Genomic DNA, 20,423 nt, shown 5'->3' with positions numbered 1-20,423 from the left:
TTGAGCTCTTTTTTCTTTGGTTGTTGAGCGTAGTCGAAACACCAATTAAAAAAAGCGAGTAGTGAAAGCCCGCTCGAACGCCCTAATTAATAAAAAATTAAAAGGTTGAACGATTAAAAAATTCAATCGAAAAAATAAAAACAACTAAAAGATTGAATGATTCTGTAATTAAAATGAGCTTTAATCTTTTAATTTTAAATCTTTAAATAACGAAACATGAAATACGACGTACTAATAATCGGAAGCGGTCCTGGAGGTTATGTAACTGCTATTAGAGCCTCTCAATTAGGGTTTAAAACCGCTGTAGTTGAAAAGGAAAACTTAGGTGGAATTTGCTTAAACTGGGGGTGTATTCCTACCAAAGCTTTATTAAAATCTGCGCAAGTATATGATTATTTAAAACATGTTGATGAATACGGTTTAAAAGCAGAAGCTATCGATAAAGATTTCGAAGCTGTGATTAAGCGTAGTCGTGGTGTTGCTGAAGGAATGAGCAAAGGTGTTCAGTTCTTAATGAAGAAAAATAAAATTGATATCATCGACGGATTTGGTAAGGTGAAACCAGGAAAAAAAGTAGATGTTACTGATAAAGATGGTAAAGTAACTGAGTATTCAGCTGACCATATTATTATTGCTACAGGAGCTCGTTCACGTGAGTTACCAAGTTTACCACAAGACGGTAAAAAAGTAATTGGTTACCGTGAAGCGATGAGCTTACCAAAACAACCAAAATCGATGATTGTTGTAGGTTCGGGTGCTATTGGAGTTGAGTTTGCACACTTCTATAACTCGATGGGAACTGATGTAACTGTGGTTGAATTTATGCCAAATATTGTTCCTGTTGAAGATAAAGATGTTTCTAAACAAATGGAGCGTTCTTTCAAGAAAGCTGGAATTAAAGTAATGACTAGTTCTTCTGTTGAGTCTGTTGATACTTCTGGTGATGGAGTAAAAGCAACTGTAAAAACTAAAAAAGGAGAAGAAATTTTAGAAGCAGACATCGTTTTATCTGCTGTTGGAATTAAAACAAATATTGAAAACATCGGTTTAGAAGATGTTGGAATTATTACTGATAGAGATAAAATCTTAGTAAACGACTGGTATCAAACGAACATCCCAGGATACTATGCGATTGGAGATGTAACTCCTGGTCCTGCTTTAGCGCACGTTGCTTCTGCGGAAGGAATTACTTGTGTAGAAAAAATTGCAGGATTACACACTGAAGCTATTGACTATGGAAATATTCCTGGTTGTACCTATGCTACTCCAGAAATTGCTTCTGTTGGTTTAACAGAAGAGCAAGCAAAGGAAAAAGGTTACGAATTAAAAGTTGGTAAATTCCCATTCTCTGCCTCTGGTAAAGCAAAAGCAGCGGGTACTCCTGACGGATTTGTAAAAGTTATTTTCGATGCTAAGTATGGTGAATGGTTAGGATGCCACATGATTGGTGCTGGTGTAACTGATATGATTGCTGAAGCTGTTTTAGGTCGTAAATTAGAAACTACTGGTCACGAAGTCTTAAAAGCCATCCACCCTCACCCAACAATGAGTGAAGCGGTTATGGAAGCTGTAGCTGATGCTTATGATGAAGTAATTCACTTATAAAATATAGATTTCAGATTATTCAATTTCTAGATTTTAGAAAACACATAAAGATTGACAAACCTCACCAAAATGGTGAGGTTTTTTTTATATTTGAAATATGAAAAAAATATTCACACTATTCGTTTTATTATGCTGTTTTTATTCTTGTAAAACAGAGGAAAAGAAAGCACCTGTAAACCCGTTAACAGTTCCTTTTAACGAACGTCCAACTCCTCAACTTCCAAATGCTAACAATAGTACTGTTAATATTATTGGAGGAGCACATTATATATGTCCTAAAAATTGTGAAGGAGGTACATCAAGTATACAAGGTACCGCTTGTCCTGTTTGTAAAACTCCTCTTGCGCATAACCAAGCGTTTCACAATTCTCAAAACACGAACTCAAACACACCAATATCGACACCTATAGCTCCAACTACTTCTAGTGGACCAAATGCTTCTGGACAATATCATTATACCTGTGCTAATGGTTGTGCTGGTGGTGGAGATGCTGCTGGAAAATGTAACAGTTGTAATGGGGATTTAGCTCATAACGCTGCTTATCATCAGTAAAAAAGGAAGTACATAACTAGAGAACTATTTAATCTCCATTTATTTATCAGGTTTAAATATTAGATTCTCAACCTTAAGATATACAAAGCTCACCAATTGGTGAGCTTTTGTTATTTTAATAATTACATTTTTAAAAAACCTTAATTAAAACCATTATAAATTACAGTTAAAGCAACAATTAAACAAAAAAAAAATTTTAGGAATGATTATTGTTAAATTTTTAAAACATTAACACAATACCATTACTATGAAAAACTATCTACAAAACAGTTTAACATTGGGGGGATAATTGTTATAGAAAAAGAAAAAACTCGAAGCTGCTAACTTCGAGTTTTGTTTTATCTAATTTATGATAACTAATTATTATCTAATTAACTTCTTGTATTTGATACGTTTTGGCATTAAATCACCTCCTAAACGTTTCTTTTTGTTCTCTTCATAATCAGAGAAAGAACCTTCAAAGAAATACACTTGGCTATTTCCTTCAAAAGCTAAAATATGTGTACAAATACGATCTAAGAACCAACGATCGTGACTAATTACTACGGCACATCCTGCAAAATTTTCTAAACCTTCTTCTAACGCTCGTAAGGTATTTACATCTAAATCGTTTGTTGGCTCATCTAATAAAAGTACGTTTCCTTCTTCCTTTAACGTCATTGCTAAATGTAAGCGGTTACGCTCTCCCCCTGATAATGTAGATACTTTTTTATTTTGCTCATTTCCTGAGAAATTAAAACGACTTAAGTATGCTCTAGAGTTTACTTGCTTTCCTCCCATCATTACTAAATCCTGACCTTCTGAGAAGTTTTCCCAAATAGTTTTTTCAGGATCAATATTTGAATGCGACTGATCTACATAGGCTATTTTAGCTGTTTCCCCAACAGAAAAGTTTCCAGCATCAGGAGTTTCTTCTCCCATGATCATTCTGAAAATAGTAGTTTTACCTGCTCCGTTCGGACCAATAATTCCAACAATTCCTGCTTGTGGAAGATTGAACTCTAAGTTTTCGTATAATAATTTATCTCCATATGCTTTAGAAACACCTGTAGCTTCTATTACATTGGTTCCCAAACGTGGACCATTCGGAATGTAGATTTCTAATTTTTCTTCCGTTTGCTTTTGGTCTTGGCTCATTAATTTTTCATAGTTCTTCAAACGTGCTTTTTGCTTAGTTTGACGACCTTTTGCTCCTTGACGAACCCATTCTAACTCTCGTTCTAGGGTCTTTTGACGCTTAGAAGCAGTTTTACTTTCTTGTGCTAAACGTTGAGATTTTTGATCTAACCAAGAAGAGTAGTTTCCTTTCCAAGGAATACCTTCACCTCTATCCAATTCTAAAATCCATCCTGCAACGTTATCTAAGAAATAACGGTCGTGCGTTACCGCAATTACCGTTCCTTTATATTGTGCTAAATGATGCTCTAACCAGTGTACCGACTCAGCATCTAAGTGGTTGGTAGGCTCATCAAGTAATAAAATTTCTGGTTCTTGTAATAATAAACGACATAAGGCTACACGACGACGCTCTCCTCCAGATAATACTCCGATTTTTTTATCTCCTTCAGGGGTACGTAAGGCATCCATTGCAATTTCTAACTTGGTATCTAATTCCCAAGCGTTTGAAGCATCTATTTTATCTTGTAGCTCCGCCTGACGCGCCATTAACTTATCCATTTTATCTGGATCAGAATACACTTCTTCCAATCCAAACATATCGTTTATTTTGTTGTATTCATCTAAAATAGCAACCGTTTCTGCTACTCCTTCTTTAACAACTTCTAAAACAGTTTTTTCTTCGTCTAATTGCGGTTCTTGCTCTAAGTATCCAACCTTATACCCTGGAGAAAAAGTAACATCTCCTTGATAATTCTTTTCTACTCCTGCAATAATCTTTAACAAGGTAGATTTACCCGAACCGTTTAAACCTAAAATACCAATTTTAGCTCCGTAAAAGAAACTTAAATAAATATCTTTTAAAACTTGTTTTCCTGTACTTTGATAGGTCTTAGAGACCTTATTCATTGAAAAAATGACTTTTTTATCGTCGCTCATTTGTTTTGTTGTTTATAATTTATTGTTTGTGGTTTAGGGTTTTCTGTTGAATTTTTGTCCTTTGATATCTGAATTTCTTAGATAATACATGAAAGCTCCTATTTTATTCTTTTCAATTTCACACATTTCAGATAATTTTTCAAATTGTTCTTTTGTAATCAATTTTTTATCAAAAGCTCTATAAGTTTGAGATTTTAGTTCTCCTGCAGAACCTTTAGCATAACTTAAAAAGTTATGAAATTCACGATTTCCATCTCTATCAAAACCTTCTGCTATATTATCCATTATTGAACCCGAACTTCTTTCTATTTGATCTTTCAAGCTATGATTCTTTGATAAATTAGATTTTTGAAAAAGTTCTTCAACATATTGACAAATTAACCTTCCTCTTTGCCAAACTTCTAAATCTTCAAACTTTTCAATCTTTCCCATAATTTAGTTTTATAGCTTTATTATTTTTGAAATTTAGCAAGAACTTATTAACAAAAAACTACAAACCATAAACTTATTTTAAACTCTACCTTTTAGGGCATTAAACACCCATGCATTTGCAAAAAAACCTAAACCAACAGCACCAAAGCCATATCCAGCTATTTCATCATACTTGAATATTGCTAATCCAATAAGTAATATTCCCATTAAAATCATTACAAGCGTTGCCCAACCTAGGACAGTGTTTTTGTTCATTGCCATAATTTACTTTTTTCAAAAAAATTGTGAGCCACAAATATCGGTAATTATTTACACTTATTCATGTTTATAATACGCATAAAAAAAGTCCTGCGAAAGCAAGACTTTTTTAGTGATTTTAAATTTATATAAAGCTAAATTTCAGCAGCTAATCTACTTCCTTGATTTATCGCTCTCTTTGCATCTAATTCTGCTGCTACGTCTGCTCCACCTATTACATGTACTTTCATTCCTTTTGCTTGTAAAGGCTCTAACAATACTTTAAACGGAACCTGACCTGCACAAATAATTACATTATCTACTGGTAATACTTTTTGCTCTTCGTTTTGTGTATAGTGTAAGCCCTCATCATCAATTTTTGTGTATTGTACTTCATTAATAAACTGTACTTTTTTCTTTTTTAATACAGAGCGATGAATCCATCCTGTAGTTTTTCCTAAGTTACCACCAAACTTTCCTGAACTACGCTTAAACATAAATATTTCTCTAGGAGAAGGATGAATTTTAGGTGTTACACCTTCTATTCCTGCACGTGCTGCTAACTTTTTATCAATTCCCCATTCTTCTAACCATGCATCTATATTTTGAGAAGTACTTTCTCCTTCGTGGGCTAAGTATTCTGAAACGTCAAAACCAATTCCTCCTGCTCCAATAACTGCAACACGTTTACCAACAGGTTTCTTTAATTTTACAACATCTATATAACTCAAAACTTTTTCGTGATCGATTCCTTCAATTCTAGGAGTTCTTGGCGTAATTCCAGTAGCTAGAATAACCTCATCAAAATTTGCATTGTATAAATCTTCCGCAGTAACTCGTGTGTTTAACTTTACATTTACGTTGTGTAATTCTAGCTGCTTGTTAAAATATCTAATTGTTTCGTAAAATTCTTCTTTCCCTGGAATTTGCTTAGCAATATTGAATTGCCCTCCGGTTTCTGAATCAGCATCAAACAAAGTTACTTGATGTCCTCTTTGTGCTGCTACAGTTGAAGCTGCTAACCCTGCTGGACCTGCTCCTACTACTGCTATTTTTTTCTTTTTTGAAGTCGGATTATAGTTCAATTCCGTTTCATGACAAGCTCTCGGATTTACTAAACAGCTTGCCACTTTCTTCTGAAAAGCATGATCTAAACAAGCTTGGTTACAAGCTATACAAGTATTTATTTCATCTACTCTTTCTTCTTTTGCTTTATTTACCCATTCTGGATCCGCTAAAAATGGACGAGCCATAGAAATCATATCTGCATGACCTTCTGCTAACACTTTTTCAGCAGTTTCTGGCATGTTAATTCTGTTGGAAGTAACTAATGGAATAGATAACTCCTCTTTCATTTTTTTGGTAACCCAAGTAAATGCTGCTCTAGGAACCGATGTTGCTATAGTTGGTATTCTCGCTTCATGCCAACCAATACCTGTATTGATAATGGTTGCTCCAGCTTTTTCTATTTCTTTTCCTAATTGTACTACTTCTTCCCAAGAACTTCCTTGCTCAACCAAATCTAACATTGACAAACGATAGATGATGATAAAATTTTCACCTACTGCTTCTCTAATTTTACGTACCAATTCAACAGCTAAACGGATTCTATTTTCATATTCTCCTCCATAATCATCGGTTCTTTTATTGGTTCTTGTAACAATAAATTGATTGATTAAATAACCTTCAGACCCCATGATTTCTACTCCATCATACCCTGCTTCTTGCGATAACTTCGCGCAGTTAACAAAATCTTTTACTGTTCTTCGTATTCCTGATTGTTTTAACGCAAATGGTTTAAACGGTGTTATTGGTGATTTTATTTTTGAAGGCGCTACATTAAACGGATGATATCCATAGCGACCTGAATGCAAAATTTGCATACATATTTTCCCGCCTTCTTTATGCACTGCTTCTGTGATTACTTTATGCTCACGTGCATGTTTTTTCGTACTCATACGAGCAGAAAAAGGTGCTGTCCACCCCTGAATATTAGGCGAAATTCCTCCAGTAACAATCAACCCTACTCCACCTTTAGCACGTTCAGCATAATAAGCAGCAATACGCTCTATTCCGTTTTTTTCTTCCTCTAAACCTGTATGCATAGACCCCATTAAGATTCTATTCTTCAAGGTTGTAAATCCTAAATCTAAAGGCTCAAAAATATGTTTGTACTTCATTATTCTAGTATTAAAATATTATGCACGCATAATAAATGGCAAGATACGATTTTTTAGAAAATAAAAAACTCGAAGTTTACATCTTCGAGCTCTATATTTTATTATCTGCTAAAATGGAGTTTTTGAATCATTTCTGGAGAGAGTGAGTCTGCGTAAACCCCATAAGCATCTACTAAAACTCCTTTAACTCCTGTTTTGGTTTGAATTGCATACACAACCGAATTATCACCTGGACTACTCATACCTTCAAAACGATATACCTCAACTACTTCAAAAACTTCTGGTGAATAAACTTCTTTGGTCGTTTTACTTTCTATTTGTGAATAAGTGAGGTTAAAATCATGCGTAAAGCCTCTTTTTTGTAGATCATTTAAGGCTTCTGAAAGTGTGTCGTATGTATACATAATTGTAATCTTTTTAGCTTACTTTTAAAGATACAACTTTTAAATCACAACCTCAATTATAGCCATAAAAAAAGAGTAAAAAACGGTGGTTACTGTCTTATTTTATCTAATAAATTACTGAGCTGAGTCGCTTCCTCCTCTGTTAGGTTATCAACAAAATCTAAATGTAAATTTTTATCAATTTCTTCCAACAACTCCTCTCCTTTCTTAGTTATACTTATGTAAACTACTCTTCTATCATGTTCGCAACGTATACGATTAATTAAACCTTTCTCACAAAGTTTATCCATTAATCTTGTAGCGTTTGGCGCGCGTTCAATCATTCTATCCTTAATTGTTTGCACTTTAATTGCTTCTTTAGCTCCCCTTAAAATACGTAGGATATTAAATTGTTGCGAAGAGATACTGTATTGTTTAAAAAACTCATTCTCTTTACTGCTTACCCAATTCGCAGTGTATTTTATATTGATAAATGCTTTAATTCTATCATTTGGAAATTTGGAATTGATGTCTTTTGAAATATCGCCCATAGTTTTGGTTATTGGCTGTTTGCTTTTAGCTGTTAATTAATAACAAATGTACTAGCTATGACTAACTACCCTCTTAGTTTTAAATCTTGCATTAATTTGTTAAACGTATCTGATGTTGGTGTTAAGTACACTTCATCATCAATAAATAAAGTTGGATACTTTACTTGCCCTTCATACAACTCTTTACTATGCTCTCTAGCTTCTTCATCTATAGAAACGTCTTTGTATACAAAAGGCACTTCTGCAGAATTTAAAAAGTTCTTATAAGCTACAGTATGCGCATGTCCTTTTCTTCCGTATAAAACTATCTTCATTTTAATCTCCTTTCTTTTTTGCAAAAATACAACAACCCTTAATTATTTACCAAGGAAAATAAATCTATTTCAAATAATTAAATGGAATATTTTTTAACTACCCTTTTTACATAGGGAAATATTATCCTTTAAACTCAACTTTTACATGAGCTCCATCACAATAGGGTTTATTTTGAGAAGCACCGCACCTACAAAAGGCCGTTGTTTTACTTTTCTTTTCAACCTTTCCGTCTGAATTTGTAACATGTAATGTTCCGTAAATTAATAACGGACCATCTTCTAAGGCTTCTACTTTTGTTTCAGTATGTGCAGCTGCTTGACTTCCATCCTTTTTAGACATATAGGATAGCGCTCCAGACGGGCATTCTTCTACTTGTTTTTTTATTTTATCTGTAGAAGCTCCGTCCATATTGACCCAAGGTTTATTCTGCGGATTGAATACTTGTATTAATCCTTTCCAACATTTTTTAGAATGGATACACTTATTGGGTTGCCAAACTACAGTAATATCATCATTACTGTACTTTTTAATAATTTCTTTAGCTCCTGACATGACTTTATGTTTTAAGAATTATACCTCTTTCTCGAAAGTCTTCACTGCTTTTATCAAGTCTTCATTAAACTCCTCATTTACAACACTTCCGTCTTTAAAGTTATCATAAAATTTTGGCAAAGAAAAATCGGTTATGATATTTGCTCCCATATGCGGAAATCCGTTTTTAGCAATCGCCATAGAAGAAGCTCCTCCTCTTCCCCCAGGTGATGTAGATAACAGCAACATTGGTTTGTTATTCCAAAGTTTTTGCTCTATGCGCGACATCCAATCTACAATATTCTTAAAAGCCACTGTAAAATTTCCGTTATGTTCTGCTAATGATAACATAATACCATCAGCTTCTTTAAGCTTGTTTAAAAAGATTACTGCATTCGCAGGAAATCCATTCTCTATTTCTTCATCAACCCCATAAATTGGCAGTGGGTAATCATTCAAATCTAAAACTTCTACCTCAAAGTCATTTAATAAACTAGAGGCATATACCACCAATTGTTTGTTTATGGATTTTTTGCTGTTACTACCTGCAAATGCAATAATTTTCTTCATTTAAGTCGTTATTTTTGAATTAATTTCTGTTTCTCCTTTTACCATTTTAGCTACAGGACATTTACCTGCTATTTCTAACAACTTGGTACGTTGTTCTTCTGTAACTTCTTTTTCAAAAGAAATTTCTTCAATTAATGATTTTTTTATTCCTTCGGGAGTTAGCTGTTCTTTTTGACTCACATTTACCGTGATTTTTCCTAAATCCCAACCTTTACGTTCTGAATACATACGCAAAGTGATAGAAACACAACCGCCTATTGCAGTTAATAAATATTCTACTGGAGTTGGTCCGTTATCATCTCCTCCTTTGTCTAAAGGTTCATCAATAACAGCAAAATGATTTCTCATTTTTGCTTCTGCTAAATAATTACGATCTGTTAAAGTTACTTTTGAAGTCGGATTATTACTCATTATATTTTTTTACTATAAATATACGAAACTATTAATAGAATCATAGCAATTATAGCTCCCATTTGCTCACCATCTCCAATCATAAAATGAGCAAAGAATGCCAATATAAAAGCAAAGAAATACCCTGCATACGCCCATTCATTTAAAAACTTACCTCTAAAAAACCATAGCGCTACCAATCCTAACAATTTAACTACTGCATACGGGTAAATAATGTAAGTTGGATACCCAAATGCGTCAAACATTTTAGCTACTTCTTCATAATTAAAAAAGTACATCCCTGACGAGAAAAACATTAATAAGGTTAACAAACCAGTAGCTACATAAAAAATAATTTTGTCTTTTTTCATTTTGTTATTTTTTAAATTCTTTACAAATGTATACAAAATAATCAAATATATACCATGGAATATAAAAACACGGTAATTAATTGTTTTTTAATTTATCTTTATATATTTATAATAATAAACTAAACTGATGGAAATAATTGATTATAAAGAAGAATACGCTTCAAGTTTTTACAATTTGAATATTGAATGGCTACGAACTTTTTTCTACGTAGAACCTTACGATGAAGAAGTTTTAAGCAACCCTAACAAATACATTATTGATAAAGGCGGATACATTTTCTTTGCCAAATTAAATGATGAAATTGTAGGCACAGTTGCCTTAATGCTTATGAGTGAACCAAATGTTTATGAGCTAACCAAAATGGCTGTTTCACCTAATCATAGAGGTCACAAAATAGGACAGAAACTAATGCAACACTGTATTGATTTTGCTCAAAAAAACAACTTTGACAAGCTTGTTTTATATTCAAACACTGTTTTAGAAAATGCTATTTATATCTATAGAAAATATGGTTTTGTAGAAATTCCTGTAGAAGAAAATTGTCCGTATGAACGATGCAATATTAAAATGGAGCTAAAAACAAAACTCCCTTAAAATTAAGGGAGTAAACTTCAAAATAAAATTTACAACTATTAATTATAAATTTATAACTTTTTAATTTTTTAGTGCTTGATAAAATTTCCCGTTATGCAAACAAACAACTGAAACAAACTAAACATAAACGGGAAATTTACAGACAACTAAAATTATTTATACACTAACTATCAAAGTATTTATGCTACCTCTTCTACAACTTCTTTATTTTTTGAAGAAGTTTCAAACTGATTAGAAGTATTCTTTTCACCTCCTGCTTTTAACGCCTTTTCTCCAGCAAAAAATGTTTTATGATCATCTCCTAAATCAGAACCTGCCATTCGTTGATGCTTTACACAAGAAACTCCTTTTCTAATTTCTTGTCGTTGTACTCCTCTTACATAGGCTAACATTCCTTCATTACCAAAATAACCTTCGGTTAAATCGTTCATATGTAATGCTGTGGTATGATAGGTTGGTAACGTAATTAAATGATGGAAAATTCCTGCTTCTCTTGCACTATCTATTTGGAAAGTACGGATTTTCTCATCAGCCCTGTGACACAGTTCTGTTCCGTCGTAAGCTGCATTCATTAAATTGTTTCTGTCGTATCCCGTCATATTTTCACCTTCAGCAACCATTTCATCATATACTTGATTACGGAAATTCAACGTCCAGTTAAACGAAGGCGAATTGTTATACACCAACTTCGCATTAGGAACTACTGCTCTAACTCTATTTACCATATGTGCAATTTGGCCCACATGAGGTGTTGGCGTTTCAATCCATAATAAATCAGCTCCGTTTTGTAAACTAGTAATACAATCTAGCACTACCCTATCAATATTCGTTCCTTCTCTAAACTTATACAAACCATTAGCCAAACGTACAGGACGCACTAGCTTTCCATCACGTTTTAATAATACATCATCTTCTTTTGCTTCATCAATTGTAATTTCTTCAGCTTCTACAAAGGCTAAATATTGAGAAGCTAAATCTCCTGGCTCTTGACTTACTGGTAATTTTTGAGTTAATCCTGCTCCTTCCGAATCGGTTCTAGCAACAATAACCCCATCTTCTACTCCCAATTCTAAAAAAGCATATCGAATTGCATTTAATTTTGCTATAAAATCCTCATGTGGCACGGTTACTTTTCCATCTTGATGTCCGCATTGTTTGGCATCAGAAACTTGGTTTTCTATCTGGATAGCACAAGCACCCGCTTGAATCATTTTTTTAGCTAACAAATACGTAGCTTCTTCATTTCCAAAACCAGCATCAATATCAGCTATGATGGGTACCACATGTGTTTCAAAATTATCGATTTCGTCTTGCACATCTTCTCCGTTTTCTAATCTTCTAAATAAATCATTTAACTCAACTGCATCCGCTTGACGTAAAAAGTCATAAATTTCTTCAATCAAAGCTGGAACCACTGTCTTTTCATGCATCGATTGGTCTGGTAACGGCCCAAATTCAGAGCGTAACGCAGCAACCATCCATCCTGAAAGGTATAAATATCGTTTACTCGTTGTTTTGTGATGTTTTTTTACCGCAATCATTTTTTGTTGCGCTACAAATCCATGCCAACACCCTAACGATTGTGTATAATTAGATGAATCTGCATCGTAATCTGCCATATCTTTTCGCATGATAGCGGCAGTATATCTAGCGATATCTAACCCCGTTTTAAATCGATTTTGCGCTACCATTCTAGCAGCATTTTCAGGAGAAACTGAGCTCCAAGTTGTCCCGTACTTTTTCTTTAATTCTTTTACAGTTTGTAAAGCAGAACTATAATTAGCGTGTGCTAAATTTTTCATAATTTTGTAATTGATAAGGTTATTAATTTTTATTGATAGCTTGCCCTCTTGAATGTTGCCGCATTTTTGGGGGCTTTTTCTCGATAATTGAGATTTAAATATTTTAAGTTTAATTGCTTTTTTCTACAAATATTTATATGCTGGTAGGGTTAAAAACTCAACAAATTCTTTGTTTAAAATCAACTCATCAAATAATTGAACCGCTAATTCAAACTTCCCATTACCATACCTGTCTTTGCCTACATAACTTTTTATTTTTTTGAGTTCTTCTTTTTTGAATTGCTCATACATTCCTTCTGTGAATGTTCGACCATCTTCTAACAACTCATTATTCTGTAACCACAACCACACTTGTGTTCTAGAAATTTCAGCAGTTGCCGCGTCTTCCATTAAATTATATAAAGCTGCTGCTCCCTGTCCCATCAACCAAGATTCTATATACAAAATACCTACATTAATATTTTCTCTAATTCCTTCTTCTGTAATAGTTCCCAAAGGTTGTTGCACCAAAGCTTCTTCTGTTATATGAACATCTTCTCTTAATTTATTAATTTGATTAGGTGCTTTCATGTATGCATCGAACACTTCCGTTGCTAACGACACCAATCCAGGATGCGCCACCCAAGTGCCATCATGTCCATTCATTACTTCTCTTTCCTTCCCTTTTCTTACTTTATCAAAAGCTACTTTGTTGGCTGCTTCATCATTCTTAACGGGGATTTGTGCTGCCATTCCGCCCATGGCATGCACTCCACGTTTATAACAAGTTTGAATAACACGTAACGAATAGGCTCCCATAAATGGGGTTTCCATCGTTATTTGTGCCCTATTTGGAACAAAGAAATTGGTATGATTCCTGAACTTTTTAATATATGAGAAGATATAATCCCAACGCCCACAGTTTAAACCTGCCATGTGATCTTTTAACTCATAAATAATTTCATCTAACTGAAAACTTGCCGTAATCGTTTCAATCAATACCGTTGCTTTAATAGTTTTTTGAGGAACTCCAATATAGTCTTGTGCAAATACAAAAACATCATTCCACCATCGAGCTTCTTTGTAATGTTCTAGTTTAGGTAGGTAAAAATAAGTAGCACTTCCTTTCGCTAACAAAGTTTTGATGTTATGAAAGAAGAACAAACCGAAATCTACCAGAGAACCAGACATTTCTACACCTTCTACCAACAAATGTTTTTCGTTTAAATGCAAACCTCTTGGGCGTACTAATAACGTAGCTACGTTCTCATTTAATTGATACGTTTTATTTTTTGACGCATTGTAAAATGAAATTGTTTTGTTTACAGCATCTCTTAAATTTATCTGTCCATCTAAAATATTTTGAATCGTGGGTGCATTACTATCTTCAAAATCTGCCATAAACATTTTTGCCCCTGAGTTTAAAGCATTGATAACCATTTTTCGCTCTACAGGACCAGTAATCTCCACCCTTCTATCTAATAAATCTTCTGGCAACTCAGCACAAACCCAATCACTTTCTCTTATCTCTTTGGTTTCAGAAGGAAAAGAAGGAAAGTTTCCAGCATCAAAATACGCTTGTTCTATTTCTCTTTCTTCTAATAATTGAAGTCTTTGTTGGTTGAATTTTTCATGTAGTTGTATCAAAAATACTTTTGCTTCTTCTGTCAAAACACTTTCATACTTAACTGTATCAAAACCTATACATTGAACTTCTTTTACTAAAACATCTTGATTCATACTATTTTATTTTTATTGATTGACAGTTCAATATTAAAAAAAAGAACTGAAACAAAAAAGCGAACGTTCGCTAAAAATATAAAATTTACTAATTTTTATTAATTCGCTAATTTTTATACCTTTGAATTACGAATCTTTTAATAAAACACTTTGGAAGAAGAATACATCAGACTTGTTTTTGGTTTAAAACTGAAACAAATACGCACAGATAAAAACCTATCTCTCTTTGGATTAGCTAAACTAACAGGCTTATCTAAATCCTATTTAAATGAAATTGAAAAGGGAAAAAAATACCCAAAAACAGATAAAATCGTTATCCTTTCAGAGAAGTTAGAAGTGCCTTACGATCATTTGGTATCCTTAAAACTTGATAAAAACTTAGCTCCTATTGGTGAAATTTTACAATCGAAAATTTTAAAAGAAATACCGCTTGACCTATTTGGTATTCAGGAAAACAATTTAATTGATATTATTGCCAATGCTCCAGCTAAAGTAAATGCGTTTATCAGTACTATTATTAAAATTGCTCAAAATTACAATCTAACAAGAGAAAGCTTTTTTTTGGCTGCCTTACGTTCTTATCAAGAAGCACATAATAATTATTTTGAAGATATAGAGAGTAAAGTAATCGAATTTGCGAAAGCGTATCATATCAAGTTAGATGAACCAATCAATTCAAAAGATTTAGAAGATGTTTTAGTCGAAGAATACGGATATACTATTGATACCGAAGAATTATCTCAACATCAAAAATTATCTGAGTTAAGAAACATCTTTATTCCAAAAACTAAAACACTCTTATTATATAATGATATAAGTGAAGCTCAAAAAACATTTATTTACGCAAAAGAATTAGCCTACAACTATCTTGATGTAGAAAATCGTTTATACACCTTCCCTTGGATAAAATTTGAAAGTTTTGATCAAGTCTTAAATAACTTCATAGCTTCTTATTTTGCAGGTGCTTTAATTATTCCAAAAGATGATTTAACTAAAAAGTTAACCCACTTATTTTCTTTACAAACGTGGCAACCGTTGCAATTACACAAAATCATCCGAAGTTATAACTGTTCAGACGAAACTTTTTATCAGCGTTTAACTAATATTCTACCTAAATATTTTAGTATTAAAAACTTGTTCTTTTTACGCTTTACACACAAAGAAGACTCTCCTATTTATAGGCTTTCTAAGGAACTACATATTACACAGCAACAAAGTCCGCATGCAAATCGCAACAATGAGCATTATTGTAGAAGATGGGTTGCGATTAAAACTATTCAAGATTTAGAAGCTTCCAAAGAGAAAAAATCTGCTTATGGAATTCAAATATCATCCTACGAAAATTCTGACAATGAATATTTAGTATTATCTGCTGCCACAGCTGATCCTTTCAAAGAAAACATCAATAGAAGTGTGAATATTGGTATGCTACTTTCTCCTCACTTAAAGCGTAAACTTCAATTTTTTAATGAAGATATGTTTATTAAAAGAACTGTTGGGGTTACCTGCGAAACTTGCGCTGTACAAAATTGTAAAGAGCGAGTAGCCGAACCTAGCGTTTTAATAAAACAATCAAGAAATAAAGAAATAGAAAAAATCGTAGAAAACATCATTCAATCGCACACCTAAACACCTTGTTTTATACATTGATTTTCTTATTTTAGCACACGCAAACAAATAACTTACCATGGATCTTAACTTCAATAAAAACGAAGACCACAATAAACTTTTAGTATCAGATTTACGTAGACGCTTAGCCAAAGTTAAATTAGGAGGCGGACAAAAGCGTATTGATAAACATCACGAAAAAGGAAAAATGACCGCTCGTGAACGTATCGACTATTTATTAGACGACAAATCAAAATCTATCGAAATTGCTGCATTTGCTGGTGAAGACATGTATCAAGAACACGGTGGATGTCCTTCAGGTGGTGTGGTTGTAAAAATGGGATATGTTAGCGGTAAGCAATGTATTGTTGTTGCTAATGATGCTACAGTAAAAGCAGGTGCTTGGTTCCCTATTACAGGAAAAAAGAATTTAAGAGCACAAGAAATAGCAATTGAAAACAAACTACCTATTATTTATTTGGTAGATTCTGCTGGAGTTTACTTACCAATGCAGGATGAGATTTTTCCTGATAAAGAACACTTCGGAAGAATTTTTAGAAACAATGCTGTAATGAGTAGCATGGGAATTACCCAAATCGCTGCTGTTATGGGAAGCTGTGTTGCTGGTGGTGCTTACTTACCTATTATGAGTGATGAAGCACTTATCGTAGACAAAACAGGAAGTATTTTCTTAGCTGGTAGTTATTTAGTTAAGGCTGCTATTGGTGAAACTATTGATAATGAAACATTAGGTGGAGCAACCACACACTGTGAAGTATCTGGGGTTACCGATTACAAAGCAAAAGATGATAAAGATGCTTTAGACACCATTAAAAACTTAATGGATAAAATTGGAGATTATGACAAAGCTGGTTTTAACCGTAAAGAAGCGTTCCTTCCAAAAGAAAACGAAGATGATATTTTCGGAATTTTACCAAAAGCTCGTAATGAGCAATACGATATGATGGAAATCATTAAACGTTTGGTAGATAATTCTGAATTTGAAGAATACAAAGCAGGCTACGGTCAAACTATCATTACAGGATATGCTCGTATTGATGGATGGGCAGTAGGTATCGTTGCTAACCAACGTAAAATTGTAAAATCGAAAGGAGCTAAAACAAAACCTAGCGAAATGCAATTTGGAGGAGTAATTTATAACGATTCTGCTGATAAAGCTACTCGATTTATTGCTAACTGTAACCAAAAGAAAATTCCGTTAGTTTTCTTACAAGATGTTACTGGATTTATGGTAGGAAGTAAATCCGAGCATAGCGGAATTATTAAAGATGGAGCTAAAATGGTAAATGCTGTGAGTAACTCTGTAGTCCCTAAGTTTACGGTAGTTATTGGTAACTCTTACGGAGCTGGAAATTACGCAATGTGTGGTAAAGCCTACGATCCACGCCTTATTTTCGCATGGCCTAGTGCAGAATTAGCTGTAATGAGCGGTGCTTCTGCTGCTAAAGTATTATTACAAATTGAAACAGCTGCTCTTAAAAATAAAGGAGAAGAAATCACTCCTGAAAAAGAAGCAGAATTATTCGATAAAATTAAATCGAGATACGATAATCAAATATCTCCTTATTATGCTGCTGCTAGAATTTGGACAGATGCTGTGATTAATCCTTTAGACACCAGAACTTGGATTTCTATGGGAATAGAAGCAGCTAACCACGCTCCTATTGAAAAACCATTTAATTTGGGCGTTTTACAAGTTTAAAACTCTAAAAACAGCATGAAGAGGAAAGTATTTTGGGGCTTTATAACCCTTGTAATTGGATTTGCAATCTATCAGGTTTATATTTTCACCTTATCAGAAAATGACAACATTAAACCTATTTACTTAGTTCCTGATGATGCTGTTTTTATTGTTGATACTGAAAGACCAATTGACACTTGGGATGAAATAAGCTCAAGTGAAATTTGGGCACACCTTCAAACGAACCAACAAATCAATAAACTATCGGAAGGTCTTAATAGTTTAGATGATACTTTTAAAGCTAAAAAAGAAATTTTTGACTTTATTGGAGAGCGTAACTTAGTTATCTCTGTACATGTATACAGTCCTAAAAAATACGGGTTATTATATATTGCTGATCTACAAAAATTCTCCAAACTTATTTTCCTAAAAAGGGCAATTAGTAATTTAGCTGGTGAAGGTTATAGAGTTACTAAACGAGTATATAAAGAACATGAAATTATTGAGCTTTACAATAAAGAGACACGAGAAACCTTACACCTTTCTTTTATTAAAAATCAGGTAATAGCTTCCTACACTCATACTCTCGTTGAGAAATCAATAGACCAATACTTAAACCCTGTGATTGGTCGTGATGTAAATTTTGTAGAAATAAAAGAGAAAACAGATAATGATGGCTTTTTCAATATCTATCTTCAACACAAATATTTAAAAGATTATTTAAGTTGTTTTACAAACTCTGCTAGTTTAGAGTTTTTAAATAGTAACAAACAAGCTTTCTTTTATACAGGATTAGATATTTCTATAGTTGAAGGAGTTATAGTACAAGCTACTGGTTACACAAATGTTGATAGCAATTCACAAACCTATTTAAAAGTTTTACAAAATTCAGGAGTTGGTAAACGTAGTGTAGCTAAAATAGCTCCGAAAAACACTTCTTTATACCTTAGTTTTGCTTTTGATGATTTTAAAACCTTTAATAGCAACTTAGAAAAACTTCAACAAGAAAATCCAGCCGATTTTAAAATGTATTCTGATCAACTTACAATGATTGAGGATAAGTTAGATATAAATGTTTCTGAACATATATACAGCTGGATTGGGAATGAAATAGCTTTAGTTCATTTTAACACTGAGCTTTCAAAAAACAAAAAAGATATCGCTGCTATTATTAAAGCTGATGATATTGATGACGCTAAAGAAAACCTTCACTTAATTCTATCAAAAATTAAAGAAAATACACCTTTAAAATATAAGCAAATCGATTATAGAGGCTATCCTATTAATTTTTTTGATCTAAAAGGATTCTTTAAAATGCTAGCTGGTAATGTGTTTTCTAAAATGGACAAGCCTTACTTTACTATTATTGATGATTTCGTTGTTTTTAGTACAAGTCCGAACACTATTAAAGAAATTATCAACAATCATTTAATAGGTTATACACTTGAAAACTCTGAAAGTTTCGATGATTTCAACTATAATTTCGAAAAGAAATCTAGTGTGTTTGCTTATGTTAACACACCAAATTCGTACAAAGACCTTTTAAGTTTGGTTGATAACAAAACTCGAACTCAACTTCAAAAAGACAAACCTTATATTACTTGTTTTTCTCAAGTCGGTTTGCAACTTATTGCCGAAAACGATTTATTTAAAAGCAATATTTCTTTTGTTTATGAACATCCAGAAGAAATTGAGATCCATCTTAAAAAAGAGGAGGAATTAAAAAAGAAATTACTTGAAGAGTTAACTCCTTATAAAGACTCTATAAACACTCAAAGTTCAGAAAACTTTTTTAACCTCGCTCCTATACATCCGTCAGATTTAAGTGCCAAATCGTATCAAGAATTTTATGAAAATGGAAAACTAAAATTTGAAGTTGATTTAAACGATGGTTTAAAAGATGGTTCTTACAAATCATATTATCAAAACGGAAATATAAAAGTTAAAGGACATTACAAAAAAGACAAGCAAAGTGGCACTTGGAAAGCTTATAACGAACAAAATGGTGATGTAATTTTCAAAAAACAATTTTAATTGTAATATTTTACAGCATTAATTACATTTGCCAAGCAAAATTAAAACAGAATACACATGGGAAGAGCATTCGAATTTAGGAAAGCAAGAAAGATGAAACGTTGGTCAGCTATGGCTAAAACCTTTACTCGTATTGGTAAAGATATCGTTATGGCGGTTAAAGAAGGAGGTCCTAACCCCGAAACCAACTCTCGTTTACGTGTAGTTATTCAAAATGCAAAAGCTGCCAACATGCCTAAAGACAATGTTGAGCGTGCTATTAAGAAAGCATCTGATAAAAACACAGAAAACTATAAAGAGGTATTATTTGAAGGATACGCACCTCACGGAGTAGCTGTTTTAGTAGAAACTGCTACCAACAACAACAATCGTACAGTAGCTAATGTTCGTGCTGCTTTTAACAAGTGTAACGGAAACTTAGGTACATCTGGTTCTGTAGCTTTTATGTTTGACCATGTAGTAAACTTCAAAATAAAAGAAGAATCATTAACGATGGATTTAGAAGAATTTGAAATGGAAATGATTGATTTTGAAGTTGAAGAAGTATTTACTGATGAAGAAGACAACTCAGTTATGTTATATGCTCCATTCGGTCAATTCGGATCTATTCAAAAATATTTAGAAGAAAACAATATTGAAATTATTTCTTCTGAATTTGAACGAATTCCTACTACAACTACTGCTCTTTCTGATGAACAGAAAGAAGAAGTAAACAAACTTTTAGAAAAATTAGAAGAAGATGATGACGTAAACAATGTATATCATTCTATGGAAGAGTAAGATACTTCCC

Annotated in this window: 20 protein-coding genes; 7 read left to right on the top strand and 13 right to left on the bottom strand. The window is 33.0% G+C overall.

Features of this window, described 5'->3' with window-relative positions; genetic code table 11:
- Positions 1–216: 216 nt before the first annotated feature.
- Both lpdA and ACR9ES_RS00380 read left to right on the top strand, forming a co-directional pair.
- The gene (lpdA, locus tag ACR9ES_RS00385; RefSeq protein ID WP_435254662.1) at positions 217–1,605 is read left to right on the top strand and encodes a dihydrolipoyl dehydrogenase; all 1,389 of its coding nucleotides are present in this window, start codon (positions 217–219) and stop codon (positions 1,603–1,605) included.
- 97 nt (positions 1,606–1,702) lie between these two features.
- A complete protein-coding gene (locus tag ACR9ES_RS00380) occupies positions 1,703–2,158 on the top strand; it encodes a hypothetical protein (RefSeq protein ID WP_435254661.1) in 456 nt (151 codons plus the stop codon).
- A 363-nt stretch (positions 2,159–2,521) separates the two neighbouring features.
- Here ACR9ES_RS00380 and ettA read toward each other — a convergent pair whose 3' ends face one another.
- From ettA to ACR9ES_RS00325, 11 genes are all read right to left on the bottom strand, one after another.
- A complete protein-coding gene (ettA, locus tag ACR9ES_RS00375) occupies positions 2,522–4,213 on the bottom strand; it encodes an energy-dependent translational throttle protein EttA (protein ID WP_274633515.1) in 1,692 nt (563 codons plus the stop codon).
- 33 nt (positions 4,214–4,246) lie between these two features.
- A complete protein-coding gene (locus tag ACR9ES_RS00370) occupies positions 4,247–4,645 on the bottom strand; it encodes a four helix bundle protein (RefSeq protein WP_435254660.1) in 399 nt (132 codons plus the stop codon).
- Between the two features lie 78 nt (positions 4,646–4,723).
- A complete protein-coding gene (locus tag ACR9ES_RS00365) occupies positions 4,724–4,900 on the bottom strand; it encodes a CAL67264 family membrane protein (protein WP_299002611.1) in 177 nt (58 codons plus the stop codon).
- Between the two features lie 137 nt (positions 4,901–5,037).
- Complete coding sequence (locus ACR9ES_RS00360; protein WP_435254659.1) at positions 5,038–7,062, bottom strand: FAD-dependent oxidoreductase; 2,025 nt, start codon at positions 7,060–7,062, stop codon at positions 5,038–5,040.
- Between the two features lie 101 nt (positions 7,063–7,163).
- Entirely contained in the window at positions 7,164–7,466 is a 303-nt protein-coding gene (locus ACR9ES_RS00355; RefSeq protein ID WP_274633513.1) for a phosphoribosylpyrophosphate synthetase, read from the bottom strand.
- Positions 7,467–7,555: 89 nt separating this feature from the next.
- Positions 7,556–7,996: a MarR family winged helix-turn-helix transcriptional regulator gene (locus ACR9ES_RS00350; protein ID WP_274633512.1), complete on the bottom strand. Its 441-nt coding sequence runs from the start codon at positions 7,994–7,996 to the stop codon at positions 7,556–7,558.
- Positions 7,997–8,061: 65 nt separating this feature from the next.
- Positions 8,062–8,310 carry a glutaredoxin family protein gene (locus ACR9ES_RS00345; protein WP_274633511.1) on the bottom strand — a complete coding sequence of 83 codons (249 nt, stop codon included), beginning with the start codon at positions 8,308–8,310 and terminating at the stop codon, positions 8,062–8,064.
- 121 nt (positions 8,311–8,431) lie between these two features.
- The gene (locus ACR9ES_RS00340) at positions 8,432–8,863 is read right to left on the bottom strand and encodes a (4Fe-4S)-binding protein (RefSeq protein ID WP_274633510.1); all 432 of its coding nucleotides are present in this window, start codon (positions 8,861–8,863) and stop codon (positions 8,432–8,434) included.
- A gap of 18 nt (positions 8,864–8,881) precedes the next feature.
- On the bottom strand, positions 8,882–9,412 hold the full coding sequence (locus tag ACR9ES_RS00335) for an NADPH-dependent FMN reductase (RefSeq protein ID WP_299002568.1): 531 nt from the start codon (positions 9,410–9,412) through the stop codon (positions 8,882–8,884).
- Positions 9,413–9,823 (bottom strand): OsmC family protein, encoded by a 411-nt coding sequence (locus ACR9ES_RS00330; RefSeq protein WP_299002566.1) that lies wholly within the window; start codon positions 9,821–9,823, stop codon positions 9,413–9,415.
- Positions 9,823–10,173: a DoxX family protein gene (locus ACR9ES_RS00325; RefSeq protein ID WP_435254658.1), complete on the bottom strand. Its 351-nt coding sequence runs from the start codon at positions 10,171–10,173 to the stop codon at positions 9,823–9,825. The genes ACR9ES_RS00330 and ACR9ES_RS00325 overlap by 1 nt, the downstream gene beginning before the upstream one ends.
- 127 nt (positions 10,174–10,300) lie before the next feature.
- On the opposite strand from ACR9ES_RS00325, the gene ACR9ES_RS00320 reads away from it, so the two are divergent.
- On the top strand, positions 10,301–10,768 hold the full coding sequence (locus tag ACR9ES_RS00320; protein ID WP_435254657.1) for a GNAT family N-acetyltransferase: 468 nt from the start codon (positions 10,301–10,303) through the stop codon (positions 10,766–10,768).
- Positions 10,769–10,947: 179 nt separating this feature from the next.
- Here ACR9ES_RS00320 and ACR9ES_RS00315 read toward each other — a convergent pair whose 3' ends face one another.
- Entirely contained in the window at positions 10,948–12,570 is a 1,623-nt protein-coding gene (locus tag ACR9ES_RS00315; protein WP_435254656.1) for an isocitrate lyase, read from the bottom strand.
- Between the two features lie 123 nt (positions 12,571–12,693).
- Positions 12,694–14,289, bottom strand: a complete 1,596-nt coding sequence (gene aceB / locus ACR9ES_RS00310) for a malate synthase A (RefSeq protein ID WP_435254655.1) — start codon at positions 14,287–14,289, stop codon at positions 12,694–12,696.
- Between the two features lie 150 nt (positions 14,290–14,439).
- Between aceB and ACR9ES_RS00305 the strand changes: the two genes are divergently transcribed.
- The 4 genes from ACR9ES_RS00305 to ACR9ES_RS00290 are packed head-to-tail and all read left to right on the top strand — an operon-like array spanning position 14,440 to position 20,413.
- On the top strand, positions 14,440–15,918 hold the full coding sequence (locus ACR9ES_RS00305) for a helix-turn-helix domain-containing protein (RefSeq protein WP_435254654.1): 1,479 nt from the start codon (positions 14,440–14,442) through the stop codon (positions 15,916–15,918).
- 58 nt (positions 15,919–15,976) lie between these two features.
- Positions 15,977–17,620, top strand: coding sequence for an acyl-CoA carboxylase subunit beta (locus tag ACR9ES_RS00300; RefSeq protein WP_435254653.1), 1,644 nt, complete (start codon positions 15,977–15,979; stop codon positions 17,618–17,620).
- A 15-nt stretch (positions 17,621–17,635) separates the two neighbouring features.
- Entirely contained in the window at positions 17,636–19,633 is a 1,998-nt protein-coding gene (locus tag ACR9ES_RS00295; RefSeq protein ID WP_435254652.1) for a DUF3352 domain-containing protein, read from the top strand.
- 57 nt (positions 19,634–19,690) lie between these two features.
- Positions 19,691–20,413, top strand: a complete 723-nt coding sequence (locus ACR9ES_RS00290; RefSeq protein ID WP_274633500.1) for a YebC/PmpR family DNA-binding transcriptional regulator — start codon at positions 19,691–19,693, stop codon at positions 20,411–20,413.
- The last annotated feature ends 10 nt before the right edge of the window (positions 20,414–20,423 follow it).

This window comes from Tenacibaculum sp. A30 (assembly GCF_051200845.1).
Classification (GTDB): domain Bacteria; phylum Bacteroidota; class Bacteroidia; order Flavobacteriales; family Flavobacteriaceae; genus Polaribacter.
The sequence above is the reverse complement of the archived record's forward strand: the minus strand, read 5'-3'. Positions and strand labels throughout refer to the sequence as shown.

Excerpts from the sequence above, each read along its gene's own strand:
- ACR9ES_RS00365 (WP_299002611.1), bottom strand. The coding sequence starts at position 4,900 with ATGAACAAAAACACTGTCCTAGGTTGGGCAACGCTTGTAATGATTTTA.
- ACR9ES_RS00335 (WP_299002568.1), bottom strand. The coding sequence starts at position 9,412 with ATGAAGAAAATTATTGCATTTGCAGGTAGTAACAGCAAAAAATCCATA.
- ACR9ES_RS00330 (WP_299002566.1), bottom strand. The coding sequence starts at position 9,823 with ATGAGTAATAATCCGACTTCAAAAGTAACTTTAACAGATCGTAATTAT.
- aceB (WP_435254655.1), bottom strand. The coding sequence starts at position 14,289 with ATGAATCAAGATGTTTTAGTAAAAGAAGTTCAATGTATAGGTTTTGAT.
- ACR9ES_RS00315 (WP_435254656.1), bottom strand. The coding sequence starts at position 12,570 with ATGAAAAATTTAGCACACGCTAATTATAGTTCTGCTTTACAAACTGTA.
- lpdA (WP_435254662.1), top strand. The coding sequence starts at position 217 with ATGAAATACGACGTACTAATAATCGGAAGCGGTCCTGGAGGTTATGTA.
- ACR9ES_RS00320 (WP_435254657.1), top strand. The coding sequence starts at position 10,301 with ATGGAAATAATTGATTATAAAGAAGAATACGCTTCAAGTTTTTACAAT.
- ACR9ES_RS00325 (WP_435254658.1), bottom strand. The coding sequence starts at position 10,173 with ATGAAAAAAGACAAAATTATTTTTTATGTAGCTACTGGTTTGTTAACC.
- ettA (WP_274633515.1), bottom strand. The coding sequence starts at position 4,213 with ATGAGCGACGATAAAAAAGTCATTTTTTCAATGAATAAGGTCTCTAAG.
- ACR9ES_RS00370 (WP_435254660.1), bottom strand. The coding sequence starts at position 4,645 with ATGGGAAAGATTGAAAAGTTTGAAGATTTAGAAGTTTGGCAAAGAGGA.
- ACR9ES_RS00345 (WP_274633511.1), bottom strand. The coding sequence starts at position 8,310 with ATGAAGATAGTTTTATACGGAAGAAAAGGACATGCGCATACTGTAGCT.
- ACR9ES_RS00290 (WP_274633500.1), top strand. The coding sequence starts at position 19,691 with ATGGGAAGAGCATTCGAATTTAGGAAAGCAAGAAAGATGAAACGTTGG.
- ACR9ES_RS00380 (WP_435254661.1), top strand. The coding sequence starts at position 1,703 with ATGAAAAAAATATTCACACTATTCGTTTTATTATGCTGTTTTTATTCT.
- ACR9ES_RS00295 (WP_435254652.1), top strand. The coding sequence starts at position 17,636 with ATGAAGAGGAAAGTATTTTGGGGCTTTATAACCCTTGTAATTGGATTT.
- ACR9ES_RS00350 (WP_274633512.1), bottom strand. The coding sequence starts at position 7,996 with ATGGGCGATATTTCAAAAGACATCAATTCCAAATTTCCAAATGATAGA.
- ACR9ES_RS00355 (WP_274633513.1), bottom strand. The coding sequence starts at position 7,466 with ATGTATACATACGACACACTTTCAGAAGCCTTAAATGATCTACAAAAA.
- ACR9ES_RS00360 (WP_435254659.1), bottom strand. The coding sequence starts at position 7,062 with ATGAAGTACAAACATATTTTTGAGCCTTTAGATTTAGGATTTACAACC.
- ACR9ES_RS00340 (WP_274633510.1), bottom strand. The coding sequence starts at position 8,863 with ATGTCAGGAGCTAAAGAAATTATTAAAAAGTACAGTAATGATGATATT.
- ACR9ES_RS00300 (WP_435254653.1), top strand. The coding sequence starts at position 15,977 with ATGGATCTTAACTTCAATAAAAACGAAGACCACAATAAACTTTTAGTA.